The organism is Proteiniphilum sp. LBM24028 (genome assembly GCF_056629195.1).
Genome location: NZ_CM152817.1, coordinates 797,267 through 810,609, shown reverse-complemented (window position 1 = coordinate 810,609; position 13,343 = coordinate 797,267). Strand labels below are relative to the sequence as shown.

The window sequence follows — 13,343 nt, the reverse complement described above, 5'->3', positions numbered from 1 at the left end:
TGATTGCAGACGAAAGAAATCCGTCAGGTAGTCACTCTTTCTTGCGGAAGCCTGTGCAGACGGCATATTTTCTACGCAGGAACTGTTTCTCAACCACGCTCAAAAGTGCGTCTCTGAACAGAATACCGGTCAGTCCCATCAGTGCGATGATGATCAGTGCGATGTGAGTAGCGGAAAACAGGGTAAAGAGTGCGACCAGCGTGATGGGAATTACCAGCAGGGGGATCAACACAAGGAAGTTTTTATAGCTCACTCCCTGCATATTCATCGACGAGCCCCTGGAGAGCTCCAGCCGCTTGGTATTCAGTGTTGCTCCGAACAGATAGACATAGATGTTGATGCCGACATTGTAGACGAACGCCACCAAGTGATAGAGGATGATCTGCCTGCCAAACAGGAAGTAGGGAGTCGTTGCGATAAATGAGACTATGCAGAGCGCCAGCATCAGGGTATAGTTGGCCCGGATGTATGTGCGGGTATCGATATCGCGGGTCATGAGAAAATCGAAATGGGCTCCGTCCCAGTTGATGATCCATTGGCCAAACATCAGCATCCCCGTACCCGTGACAAAAATGGCTACGAAGAGCAACCTATTGGGACTCTCGTTATACATGGGATTGGGATAGAGGATCAGTCCGTAGAGCAGGAAGAAGAGTGCCGCGTAGAGAGTGCTCTTTGTCCGCTTGTGCCGTAACACCAGCTTGATCTCAAGGGAGATGAGCTCTCCTATCTTCCCGAAACGTTCCATAAAGGTGAATCGCTGCGTTCCGACCTCAATCTTTTTGTTTTTCCTTTCAACCTCGGGATAGTAGTTGCGGGCAAAAAATGACTTGTTTAGCAGAAAAGCCAGCAGGCCCAGCAACCACACGGAGATCCATACGACGGGTGACCCGTTCAGAAAACCGAAAAGGTGCTGCGACAGCGCAAACAGGGAGAAGATTTTGAAATACTCCAGTGCCGCCAACGCACCTGCAACAAGCAAAAACAGGATTACGCCGAGTAAGATATTGTTGAATTGCCGCTTCAGCAAGGGTGCCATCAATGTGTTGAACCAGATGAGGCCGAGAATGATGAAGATAAAACGGAAAGCTCCAGCAATACCGAATAAAGGATATATCCCCGTGACGGCAAAGGGAATTACCAGGCAGAGAACGAGATAGTTCAACGGATTGAGCAGCGGTTTCAACACCAGATAGGTGACCAACACAGACCTTTTGACCGGCAGTACCTGATAACTCTCCAGGTTCAGCCTGCTCAGCGGCTGCATCACATAACGTATCAACAGCAGAATGATCAGGGCGTAGAGGATGCAACCATGAAAGATCACAGCAGGGTCCTCCTGAGGGACTATCTCCTGCAGCATCTTCGGCAACATCAGCCCGAGAAGCACAAAGAGTACCAGAAAATAAAGCGCGACGGCACCGGCGAAGATATTCACTACCAGGTTTTTATAATAACCGGGCGATCGGACTGTCTGCAGCCAGTAATGCTTGAAGAGTATCTGGTACATGATTGTGTGGAACAATTATTTCTTGCCGAAAAGCGCACCCATCAGGCTACGGGTAATGGTTCTGCCCAGCTGGTAGCTGATCTGCCGGGTGGTGCTGCGCCCCACCTGCGTGATAATATCACCCAGGACACCCTGATTTGCCTTGCGCTGTCGTGCTTCGGCACGCTTCACCCGCTCTGCCTCCAGGGCTGCTTTCTGTTCCTCCTTCTGCAGGCGGATCCGTTCTTTCTCTTCCGCAGCCTGTTTACGTTCTTCCTCAAGCAACTCCTGCTTTTGAGACAGAATCTCGTAGGCCGACTCGCGATCCACCAGTTTTTCGTAGACACCGTAGATCAGAGAATTACGCATCAGCTGGTCTCTTTCACCCACGGTGATGGGGCCTATCTGCCCCTGCGGCGGCAGGATGTTGACCCGCTCCACCATCTGCGGCGCCCCCTTCTCGTCGAGGAACGATACCAGCGCCTCACCCGTATTGAGCTGGGTGATGGCCTCACCCGTATCGAATTTCGGGTTGGCACGGAAGGTGTTGGCCGCTACTTTCACTGCCTTCTGATCGTTGGGAGTGTAGGCACGCAGTGCATGCTGCACGCGGTTACCTAGCTGTCCGAGTATACTCTCGGGAATGTCGGCCGGGTTCTGTGTGCAGAAATAGACACCCACCCCTTTGGAGCGAATGAGACGAACAATCTGTTCCACCTTCTCCAGCAGGGAAGAGGGCATATCATTGAAGAGCAGATGTGCCTCGTCGAAGAAGAAAACCAGCTTCGGCTTCTCCATATCACCCACCTCGGGAAGGGTCTCATAGAGGTCATCCAGCAGCCACAATAAAAAGGTGGTGTAAACACGTGGGGAGTTCATCAGCTTGTCTGCCGCGAGGATGTTAATCACTCCCCTGCCCTGTTCAGTCTGGATGAAGTCGGTGATCTCCAGCTCCGGCTCACCGAAGAACCTGTCGGCACCCTCACTCTCGAGCCGCATCAGTCCACGCTGGATGGCGCCGATACTGGCAGGTGAGATATTTCCGTATTGGGTGGTGAACTGTGCCCGGTTGTCGCCAATATATTGCAACATCTTTTGCAGGTCTTTCAGGTCGATCAACAGCAGCTTGTTGTCGTCGGCAATCCGGAAGGCCATGGTGAGGATGGCACCCTGTGTCTCATTCAGATCCAGCAGCCGCTCCAGAAGCAGCGGCCCCATGGCAGTGACGGTGGTTCGTACCGGGTGGCCCTGCTCACCAAATACATCCCAGAAACGTACAGGAAAGGGCTTGAAGTCAAACCCTTTCTCTTTCAGGTGATAACTATCCACACGTTTTGTAACACTCTCCTTGTTCCCCCCGATTTTGGCCACACCCGAGAGGTCACCTTTCATGTCGGCAGCAAAGACGGGCACGCCCATCTCGCTGAATGTCTCGGAGAGTGTTTGCAGGGTGACTGTTTTTCCGGTTCCCGTGGCTCCGGTGATGAGGCCGTGGCGGTTTGCCATTTTGGGTATCAGGCATACTTCCGCTTCATCGTTGATGGCTATAAAAGCGCGTTTGCTGTTGTCGAACATAATGGTGTAAGAAATTGGTTTCTATATTGAACAAAATTACGTAAAAACACTGGAATAAACGAATGAATTTTTTGCTTATGCTTAAAAAATCACAATATTGCCTATATTTGCAACTCTTTCAGCTCGCATTGTTTTATCTAATTTAAGTTTCACATGGTTTGCACACAGCTAAATTCCGGACTGACAATGTTTTGTGACCCATAAAACATTGATGGACCTCATTTATAGCTGTATCTACCCAATTTTATGAACATGCCAGACTTGTTTTATCTAATATAATTCGGAAATCAATTGAAGTATCAGACCATCTTCCTGCTTATAACCTGTTTTTGTGCAAGTTCGGTGACTGCGCAAAATTCACAGGAACTCCGCGATACCATCGGCATCAATATCCACAATAAGCATTTTGTGTATACCGCAAAAAAGATGAAAGGTTCCATCACCCTCGACGGTATACTTGATGAACCCGACTGGCAGACCGCAGACAAGGCAGACAACTTCCACCTCGTTCAGCCTGTAGATACCGGATTTCCGGAACAAAAATCTGAAGTGATGCTGGCGTACGACGATAAGGCCCTGTACGTAGCCGTTATTTTCCACGATACAATCCCCGGCAAACGAATATTTGAATCGTTCCGTAGAGATTACGTCTTCAATAACAACGATAATTTCCTTTCCATATTCGATACCTTTCGCGATCAGACAAACGGGTACACTTTTGAATTTTCTGCTTCCGGAGCCATCTCCGACGGAATCAGATCCGGCGAGACAAAAAACAGCGAATGGGACAGCAAGGTAGAACTCAAACTGAAGAATTACCCCGACAAATGGATTACGGAAATGAAAATACCATTTAAATCTATCCGTTATCCGGCGAACAGCCAGACATGGTATGCAAATTTCGGACGACTGGATCTGAAGGCAAACGAAAAATCAGCCTGGGCTCCCGTCCCCCGTCAGTTTCCGCACTCATCGCTGGCATACACCGGCGTGTTGCATTTTGAAGAGCCGTTGCCAAGACCAAAAATGAACTTCTCTCTCATTCCTTATCTTTATGGAGGATATCACAGAAATTTTGAAGCAGGTGAAAAAGCCGGCTACCGAAGAGATTTTGGAATGGATGCCAAGATAGGAGTATCTACGGCCATGAATCTGGACCTGACATACAATCCCGATTTCGCTCAGGTGGAAGTCGATCAGCAGGTGATGAACATCGACCGGTTTGAACTGTTTTACCCCGAAAAAAGACAATTTTTTCTCGAAAACAGCGATTTATTTGCCAATTACGGGAATGAGAAACTCACTCCCTTTTTTTCCAGACGTATAGGATTGGATGCGCCGGTGCTGGGTGGGGCACGTTTAAGTGGAAAAATAAACAATACCTTCCGGCTCGGATTTATCAACATGACCACCGAGAAAACTACGGAACATGCTGTTAGAAACTATACGGTGTTATCCCTCCAAAAGAAGGTTCTAGCCCGATCCAATATCAGTTTTATGCTTGTAAATAAGGAATATATAAACAAAACCGACGGGATCTCTCGCTATAACCGGGTTGCCGCATTGGATTTTAATCTGGCAAGCAAAAATAACGAATGGATTGGCAAGGCATTCTACCACCGGTCTTTTCAACCCGGTAACCCCGATAGACAATATGCACAGGGCACTTCTGTCAGATACAGCAAAGGCAATATTCTTGTCAGCCTGGATCAGGCAGCCGTTGGTGAAAACTATCTGGCAGAAACAGGCTATGTACGTCGCAGCAACTATATCTCATTAAACCCCGAGCTGGCCTATTTTTTTATTCCCCGTAAAAGGATAACCATACACGGTCCATATGTCAAATTCAGGCACTATACCACACATGCCTTAGAAAAGTTGGACCATGAGCTGGATGCAGGATACAAAGTGGAATTCAGTGACCGCTCAGTATTCGCAGCCGGCCTGCGCAATTATTATATCAGGCTGGTGCAGGACTTCGATCCTACGCATGTGAGCAGCACTTTTCTGCCGGCTGGAAATAAATACAATTATTCCGATGTGTATACCACCTTCACCTCAAATAACCGAAAGCCATTCAACGGAATAGTGACCTTTGCCAAAGGTGGTTTTTTTAATGGGAATTTCGACATGATTGATACAAAAATGGTGTACAGGTTTCAACCCTACCTGAATTTCTCCATGAACGTAACCTATACCAGCCTTCGTCTGCCACAGCCTTTTACACATCACAGGTTCTGGCTTGTCGGACCCAAACTGGACATCACTTTCACCGACAAATTGTTTCTTACCACTTTCATGCAGTACAATGAACAGCGTAACAACACCAACATGAACATCCGCTTTCAATGGCGCTATAAGCCTGTGTCGGATCTGTTTATCGTGTATACCGACAATTATTTTGCCAATACGCATGAAGTACGTAATAGGGCACTGGTATTGAAACTGACATATTGGTGGAATTGAACGGATACAAAGTGACCGTATTCCGAAAAACTGTATCTTTGCCCCTAGAAAAATAAAAAACCATAATGAGCGAACAAAGAAACATAGAAACAGCAAACAAGAGTGTGATCGGACCGGTGGCCGACTGGTTTATACGCCTTGTAAAGGGAATGCTTGTAGGCATAGGATTTATTCTTCCAGGTCTCTCCGGAGGTGTGCTGGCTGTGATATTTGGCATCTATGACCCGCTTATCCGTTTCCTTGCAAACATCCGGCAAAAGTTCATAAAGAACATTCTCTATTTTCTTCCTGTAGCCATAGGTGCGGGCATCGGTATTGTGTTGTTTGCCGTGGTGGTGGAGAAAGCTTTCGGCAAATATGCGGCACAATTTGTCTGTCTCTTCATTGGCTTTGTGGCAGGTACCTTTCCCTCACTTTATAAAACAGCGGGAAAAGATGGCAGAAAAGCCTCCGACATATGGATTCTCATTGCTTCCACCCTCACCATCTTTTTGCTAATGGTTATTGGTGGAAAGCAACTGACGGAAGTTACGCCCAACATCCTCGTATGGCTTGGTTCAGGATTGCTTATGGGACTGGGACTAATCGTGCCGGGCATGAGCCCCTCCAACTTTCTTATCTATTTCGGACTGTATGACAAGATGGCCATCGGGATCAAGGATTTTGACTTTGGGGTAATCATCCCGCTGATCATCGGATTTATATTGTGTGTACTTCTTTTCGCAAAAGTAGCATCCTATCTTTTTAAGCGGTATTACTCCGGAATGTACCACTTTATTCTGGGCATGGTGATCGGCTCCTCGCTGGCAATCTTCCCCACGGTAGTCCTCCCTGCTTTTACGGGAGAACAGCTTTCCATAGCCGGATTAAGCTTTGGCGGCGCCCTTCTCTTTTGTGCAGTGTTGTTTATGGCCGGCACTTTGGCCTCTTATCTCTTCAGCAAGGTGGAGGAAAAGTACCCGCGGGAGGAAAGCTTCTGACATCCATGTAATAAAACCATGTGAAAACCATATAATCCGGAGAAAAAGATAATACATTTCCTGAAACTTCATTTTAAGACAGGAGCTGATAGGTCAATCAAGGTTAAAAAGATAAAAAAGAGCCGGATATAGACGAAAGAGCCGTTTTTGTCGATGAAGCGGGTCGTTTTCCGGACAAACAGCCCAAAACGATCTATATACCACTGAATATATGGACATTACGCGACCAAAAAGAGTGTTAAAGCATAGTGATCGTATTAAACATTTTCCTACTTTTACGCGTCTTATTCATAAATATCTTTTTATTCACTCAATTAAATTATTACAAGATGAAAAAAGTAGCATTGATGGTACTGGTAGCCATTTTCACAATGAGTTTCTCAGTGATGGCTCAACAGAAGACAGGGAAACAGGGACAACGTGCACAAGCGGAGATGAGATGGAACGCCAAAGAGCGTGCTGCAAACATGGCCAAACAACTCGACCTGACTGATGAACAAAAGGCAAAGGTAGAGGCACTCTTTGAAAAACAGGATGCAAAACACAAAGAACTGATGGCTAAATACCAGGGTAAAAGAGAGGAGATGGCGAAAGTACGTGACCAGGTAATCGCAGAAAACAATGCCGAACTGGAAAGTATTATCGGAAAGGAAAAGATGGAACAAATGAAAAAAATGCGCGACGAGAATCAGCAAAAAATGAGGAATGCAAACCGTCGGGCCAGGCAGCATATGAATGCTCCGCGAAATAAGTAAAATACCCTGTATGAAAGGGTAATCTGATGGCAGTTTGAAAGCTAGCGGCCGGTTCATAAAATTGAACCGGCCGCCTGTTTTATAGATATCTGTCGTATATGGATTTAAATGTCTGGGTACTCATAAACCGTTCGAGCCAACTATTCAGGCTGTCCAGCAATACTGGCGAGTTACGACGTACTGCCCATGATTCCAGCTGCGTAAAACTGATATCCGTTTCTACATCGATCTCGGGAAGAGTCATTGACAAATGCCGGGCCACTCTCTCGTCGCACACTGTAAAATCTATGTCGCCTGCAGCCACCATCATCACCAGCTGTTCCACTTCATACACCGGATCCTCTTTGATGAATATGGTGTCTCCTATTTCGTGAGAAAGGTTCTTCAACCTGAGAATAGCGGGTGAGTCTTTTGCTACATGAATGGTGCTCTTTGCCAATTGCAGTTGTTGGCGGACCGGCTGTATACTGTCGTTATAAAACGCCTTTCGCTGTACCAGCACCTGTTTGTTCAGTACAAGTGGATCGGTAAAGGAAAAATCATCTTTCAACTGCGTATTCACCGGAATATTCCGGGCCACCAGATCGTAGCGATGATACAGCAGTCCTTTCAGGTTATCATCCAGGCTGTTCTCCAGAAAAAGATTCACTTTTATACCCCATTCTTTTTCAAGTGCCTCCATCATCTCGAGCTGAAAACCGCGTGTTGAATCACCCGAGACGTAATAACCAATGGAATTATAGTCGGTCACCACATTCAACTCCCCCGAGGCCATAATCTCCTTATAATCCCTTGGTACAACAGGCAGCTTCCCCGGGCCACCAAGCACATTGCGCAACACGATCATGGCGGCTATGGCTACGACCAGCAAAAGAAAATAGAGATAGATACGTTTATTGAGTTTCACTGAAATTAATTATGCAGATTTACTGAAAGGCCCATTTTGAAAACAAAGGGGTTCACGGGATAGCCCGGCAGTGAAAAATACTCCAGTGGCTTGATGAACTTCGTCGCCACATTGTAAAACATCACAAAAAAACGGGTCTGCTTCAGGTGCATGTTAGCATAGACGGTAGAGATCGGATAGTTGCCAATTTCCTTTTCCTGCTGGTTGTAGAATTGCAGCAACGCGGGTTCATATCCCGGTGCAAAATACCGGGTATGGTAATGGGCGTCGACACCCAGCTGTAGCGTAAGCTCATTCACGATCTTCGTTTTCAGGTACATATTGGAATAAAGGCTGAGGGTAGGTACAGGAATCACCGCCTCGTCGCTTGAGGTCTGGTAAACCACCTCATTGTCCCAGTTGAACACGCCAAGCCGGAGATTCTGTTCCACGCGTGCAGTCAGCACCTGAATACTGTTACTCTCCTGTTGTATATTTTTATCCCGGTCGAAATAGATAAAGTTCTGCAGATTTTCCACACCTGCACTCAGGGTGGTATTCGTGAACGGGACATGCAGCCTGCCGCCCACATATACCCTGCGGATGTCCCCAAAATCGTGATTCCACATAAAATACTTGGAATAGTAATGTTCCTGCAAATACTTTGGCCGCAGATTTTTGATATAAGCCTCTGCCGAGAGAGTGGTACGGCGGCCCGCAATATTGAAACCGGTCTCCACATCGCCCATGGCCCTGAATTCACCCAGGTTGACACCCAGCAAACCCAGATCGGCCTGTAAGTTAAACAACAGGTTGTCACCCTGCTGCTTATTGAGTACGCCACCCACAGTGACGGCACTCTCCCGGTGTTGTCTGTAACCGGCGCCCACACTGTCACGCATTGAATAGTTACGCAGATCGTACTCCAGGAAGGCAGTCAGCCCAAACTTTACCCACTCCCTGAAACCTTCACGCAGACTCAGGGAAACATTGTTCTTGAAAGAGGTATAGCGTATGCTGTCGTCCACCGCAACCTCGTAGTAACGGTTGTCATAGAACTGGTCGATACGCTGCATCTGTACCCCGTCTACATTCACATAAGCTGTATCGTACGACAAAAAGCGGCGATGTTGCTGTGTATATTGCGACGAAAAGCCGATGCTTGCCACCGGTACGAAATGTCCGTCTCCCTGCAGCGAATCACCTGTAACCTCCTTGTAACCCAGATTGTACCGTCCCGATAAAAAATAACGATTGTTCTTCAGCGAGTTCCAGGTATTTGTAAATTTTACGGGAATGTCTCCCGAGGTAAAGCTCTGCTCAATGGCGTCAGGATTGGTGATGAAGAGTTCGTCGGTGATGCCGCCATTCTCAAAGTTGGTCAGTGAACCCAGGTTCATAAAAGCATGTGCCTCAAACCGGTCGGATATATAGTTGCCGAAGAGTGAAAAATTGTTGTGTTTCACCGATTGGGAAGCATAGAAGCCGCGTGCGTTGATCAGATCGATATCCATTCCCATATTCAGTTTTTTCCCAAAGTTAGAGGTGAGCCGTCCCTCGAGCCTTTCCTCCCGGGTCTGCTTGGGTCCCGCACGGAAATAATTGAGCCGTGAATAAGGCACGCGGGTATTGACAAACAATACCTTTCCGGGATCTTTCAGATAAGGGCCATACGCATTGTTAAAAACAAATGTTTCTGTCTCCTCCCGATCGGAAAAAATCTTCGATAGCGACGGTGATCCTGTGGGTGCAAGGAAGCCCATGGCCACCGACTGGCCATCGGGGAGTGTGGTGTGCTGGTAATTGTGCAGCAGGGTATCCGACCCGGCCATGATGCGGTTACCGGTACGTACATCGATCTTCCATAATGTCATCTGCGCCAGCTTTTGTAGTGAGTCCGCTTCTGCACCGTGATCATGAATCAGATGATCGAGTGGCGATGTCTGCCGGGGCAGCAAATCCAGTGAATCGGGGCTTGTGGTAATATGCGACGAATCGGGCATGATGATGCGTGCCTGGGAGAATGCCGCCGTCAGACCTATCATCCATGCAAAAAGAGTAATTAACAGCTTTTCTTTCATCGGGTGCAAATCTACATAAAAATTCGCCATACAGTGATATTCAGCACTGCAATTCCGCAGTTTTTGATGTTTTTTAGGATGCCTGTTATTCCGTGATACCCATCTTTCTCATAAGGAAACTGGCATTCATATTTCTCGCGATGCCTTCACGCAACTTGTAGTTGAAAGTAAGTACATCTTCACAGATAACGGCATCAAAATGCCAGTTCTTAATCTCCCGTGGAAACTCATTTTCCAGGCTTCCCAGTGCCAGGTCGTGCGTGGCAATGATACCGTTTCCTCCAAGTCCGGTCAGTCGTTTCATCAGTGCCAGTGAACCCCGTTGCTTGTCTTCGGAATTGGTACCTTTCAGTATCTCATCCAAAATGATCAGTAGGCCTTCCTCGCCCGATTCGAGCCGGTCGATAATCATCCTGAGCCGCTTCAGTTCAGCCATGAAATAAGACTCACTGTTTACCAGAGAATCGGAAGTACGCAGGTTGGTCAGTAATCTACCCGGATAAAACGTCAGCTCATCCGCGCAGACGGGTAAGCCCACCGAAGCCAACACATGATTTACTCCGACCGTCCTCAGGTAGGTACTCTTACCCGCCATGTTGGCTCCCGTCACAATCATGAAAAACGGTTTCCGGGAGATATCGATATCATTCGTCACACATTTTTCGCGTGGGATGAGCGGATGTCCCAGTTCTTTACCCCGGAAACAGGGAATGTCTGAGATCTCCGGATAAATGTAATCGGGGCGATTGCAGGCAAAGGTCCCCAGTGAGATGAGTGCATCCATCTCCGCCAGCACAGCGAACCATGTTTCAATATCCCGGCCGTGCTTTTTCATCCAGTTTTCAATTTTTAGCGCATATAGGGTGGTCCAGAGAAATAGCGGATTTAGGATTAGCATGGCAAGAGTGAAACCCACGTCGAGATTGCGGCTGTACCGCGATAATTCTCCAATCGCTTCCGATGCCTTTTTGTTGTGCCCGAGTTGTTTTTGCAGGGAAATCAACAAGGGGGTATCCATCTTTTCATGTTCCAGAAGCTTTAACAGGGAGGCATAGGTATTTAATAATTTCGACTTTTTATCAAATAAAAGCCAGGTCATCTTCACTTTTTTCATCGGCAGAAGCGACAAGGCAAGCGTGAAGAGATAAAGATATAGAAACAGGCCGCCGGGAGCTATTCCGGCAAACCACAGGACGATAAAAACAGGATAAAGCAAGGGAACAATCCTGACAGCCGATTTCCAAAAGAGATGTTGAGACAGTCCGTTTTCAGCATTCGTTGTAAAGATAAAACGGGCATCGCTCCCGTTTGGGGAGGATATCTTCAGACCCGACATCCGGAAACGGAGGCAGAAACCTTCTTTCCCTGCCAATTCTGCGATCGCTTTCTGCCGGTCAATGATCGCCTCTTTTTTTGTGAGTGGAAATTGAATAATTTCGGCCAGTCTTTCCTTTCCCGCAGGCAATGAAGTTCTGTTGATCTGCTGAAAGACAGACCGGTCGCCAAAAATATCCAGATCAAAGCTGAAGGGGTGTGAAGGATCAATATTTCCCGAAGCACCGTCGAAAGCCGAAAAATCATGATGAAAAGCTTTTAATTCATTCTCGGCAATCCGGAGCAGCGATTCCGCCGACTCTCTCTCATCCGCCAGCCTGTTATGTTGTTGCAGCGACCATGCAAAAGCAACAGCCAGAAGCAGCAGTACGACAGCGAGCAACCAGAGATCCCGTGTGAGGGCATACACCACAAAGAAGCTCCCCGCAAAAAGTGCCAGCCTGAAGATGCCGTGAAAGTAGATTCTTTTTTTCAACCTGTCGATATTTCGCCGGCTGTCTGTCGCCAGGACCTCATATTTCTGAATTCTCTCTTGCACTGTCATCTTATTATTATGCTGTTACACCTACACCCGATTTGCGCTGCAGTGATGTCGCAAAATTACATGTTTTTACCTTGAGAATCAAACCTTCGAAAAAAGAAAAAAAGCCGGACTCTTTCTCCTTACAAATTCATTGTTTTTTTTCGCGTTGTTTCAAATAATTCTATTACCTTTGTGACATTAAAACTACAAAATGAAAGTAAACAAGTTCCATCATCATCATTTTCATACTTGCAATCAGGCGAGTTGAGACCGATATGTGCGAACACGAAAGTCTATATATACACCCGTCTGAATAAGCTCAGGCGGGTTTTTTGTTAAAACGGCCTGGTAAATTCCGACAAAACAAAACAAGTAATGGAGAATATTAAAATTGCAATCCAAAAGAGCGGCCGGTTGAGTGAGAAGTCGCTCGAACTGCTGACCGAATGCGGCATCAAGGTTTCCAACGGAAACAGGAAGCTGAGGACAGAAGCGCGCAACTTCCCCATGGAAATCCTTTTCCTTCGGGATGACGACATCCCGCAGTATGTGGAGCAGGGCGTGGCCGACATCGGCATCCTGGGCGAAAATGAAGTATGGGAGAAGGACAAGGAGGTCGATGTGATAGAGAAACTGGGCTTTGGTAACTGCCGCCTCTCACTTGCCATTCCAAAAGATGAGGAGTATACAGGGCTCGATTACTTTAACGGCAAACGCATTGCCACCAGCTATCCGAAAATTCTCCGCAAATATTTTCAGGTGAAGGGCATCGAAGTGAAGATCGAAGAGCTGGGCGGCAGTGTGGAGATCGCCACCGGCATCGGACTGGCCGATGCCATCTTCGATATCGTGAGCACTGGCAGCACCCTGCTGATGAACGGGCTCAAGGAGGCCGAAGCCATCATCAGGAGCGAGGCTGTGCTTATTGGTAACAAAAAGCTTTCTCCGGCAAAAACCGAACTCCTCGACCGGTTGTTATTCCGGATAAAGGCCTACAAAAACGGACAGGGTAAAAAATATGTATTGCTGAATGTCCGTAATGAGGTGATTCCCGACATTGTAAAGCTGTTGCCGGGCATGCGTTCACCCAGCATCCTGCCGCTCGCCGACGAAGGCTGGAGCAGCGTGCACTCTGTGATCAGCGACGACGACTTCTGGGAGATCATCGATGAGCTGAAGCGTCACGGTGCCGAAGGTATCCTGGTTGTTCCCATTGAAAAAATGATTTTATGATCACAAGTAATGAATTGTTT

The 13,343-nt window shown here is 47.3% G+C and carries 9 protein-coding genes; 4 read left to right on the top strand and 5 right to left on the bottom strand.

What is annotated here, in order from left to right; all coding sequences use genetic code 11:
- Positions 1-31: 31 nt before the first annotated feature.
- On the bottom strand, positions 32-1,510 hold the full coding sequence (locus tag AC1HCU_RS03070; RefSeq protein ID WP_480368916.1) for a DUF5687 family protein: 1,479 nt from the start codon (positions 1,508-1,510) through the stop codon (positions 32-34).
- Between the two features lie 15 nt (positions 1,511-1,525).
- Positions 1,526-3,064 carry a helicase HerA-like domain-containing protein gene (locus AC1HCU_RS03065; protein ID WP_480368913.1) on the bottom strand — a complete coding sequence of 513 codons (1,539 nt, stop codon included), beginning with the start codon at positions 3,062-3,064 and terminating at the stop codon, positions 1,526-1,528.
- Between the two features lie 291 nt (positions 3,065-3,355).
- On the opposite strand from AC1HCU_RS03065, the gene AC1HCU_RS03060 reads away from it, so the two are divergent.
- The 3 genes from AC1HCU_RS03060 to AC1HCU_RS03050 all read left to right on the top strand — a co-directional run bounded on the left by AC1HCU_RS03060 (position 3,356) and on the right by AC1HCU_RS03050 (position 7,265).
- A complete protein-coding gene (locus AC1HCU_RS03060) occupies positions 3,356-5,530 on the top strand; it encodes a DUF5916 domain-containing protein (RefSeq protein WP_480368911.1) in 2,175 nt (724 codons plus the stop codon).
- Positions 5,531-5,595: 65 nt separating this feature from the next.
- Complete coding sequence (locus AC1HCU_RS03055) at positions 5,596-6,510, top strand: DUF368 domain-containing protein (protein ID WP_480368908.1); 915 nt, start codon at positions 5,596-5,598, stop codon at positions 6,508-6,510.
- 329 nt (positions 6,511-6,839) lie between these two features.
- Positions 6,840-7,265, top strand: a complete 426-nt coding sequence (locus AC1HCU_RS03050; protein ID WP_480368906.1) for a hypothetical protein — start codon at positions 6,840-6,842, stop codon at positions 7,263-7,265.
- A 79-nt stretch (positions 7,266-7,344) separates the two neighbouring features.
- On the opposite strand, the gene AC1HCU_RS03045 is transcribed toward AC1HCU_RS03050, so the two are convergent.
- Genes AC1HCU_RS03045 through AC1HCU_RS03035 form a run of 3 tightly spaced genes read right to left on the bottom strand, consistent with a single transcriptional unit; the run spans position 7,345 to position 12,105 of the window.
- Positions 7,345-8,172 (bottom strand): transporter substrate-binding domain-containing protein, encoded by an 828-nt coding sequence (locus AC1HCU_RS03045; protein ID WP_480368903.1) that lies wholly within the window; start codon positions 8,170-8,172, stop codon positions 7,345-7,347.
- 5 nt (positions 8,173-8,177) lie between these two features.
- Positions 8,178-10,262, bottom strand: a complete 2,085-nt coding sequence (locus AC1HCU_RS03040; protein ID WP_480368901.1) for a putative porin — start codon at positions 10,260-10,262, stop codon at positions 8,178-8,180.
- A gap of 55 nt (positions 10,263-10,317) precedes the next feature.
- On the bottom strand, positions 10,318-12,105 hold the full coding sequence (locus tag AC1HCU_RS03035) for a MutS-related protein (protein WP_480368898.1): 1,788 nt from the start codon (positions 12,103-12,105) through the stop codon (positions 10,318-10,320).
- Positions 12,106-12,465: 360 nt separating this feature from the next.
- Here AC1HCU_RS03035 and hisG point away from each other — a divergent pair, with 360 nt between their 5' ends.
- Complete coding sequence (gene hisG / locus AC1HCU_RS03030) at positions 12,466-13,323, top strand: ATP phosphoribosyltransferase (protein WP_480368896.1); 858 nt, start codon at positions 12,466-12,468, stop codon at positions 13,321-13,323.
- The last annotated feature ends 20 nt before the right edge of the window (positions 13,324-13,343 follow it).

What these genes read in the sequence shown, in the direction of transcription:
- AC1HCU_RS03070 (WP_480368916.1), bottom strand. Translation starts at nt 1,510, where the DNA reads ATGTACCAGATACTCTTCAAGCATTACTGGCTGCAGACAGTCCGATCG.
- AC1HCU_RS03065 (WP_480368913.1), bottom strand. Translation starts at nt 3,064, where the DNA reads ATGTTCGACAACAGCAAACGCGCTTTTATAGCCATCAACGATGAAGCG.
- AC1HCU_RS03055 (WP_480368908.1), top strand. Translation starts at nt 5,596, where the DNA reads ATGAGCGAACAAAGAAACATAGAAACAGCAAACAAGAGTGTGATCGGA.
- hisG (WP_480368896.1), top strand. Translation starts at nt 12,466, where the DNA reads ATGGAGAATATTAAAATTGCAATCCAAAAGAGCGGCCGGTTGAGTGAG.
- AC1HCU_RS03050 (WP_480368906.1), top strand. Translation starts at nt 6,840, where the DNA reads ATGAAAAAAGTAGCATTGATGGTACTGGTAGCCATTTTCACAATGAGT.
- AC1HCU_RS03040 (WP_480368901.1), bottom strand. Translation starts at nt 10,262, where the DNA reads ATGGCGAATTTTTATGTAGATTTGCACCCGATGAAAGAAAAGCTGTTA.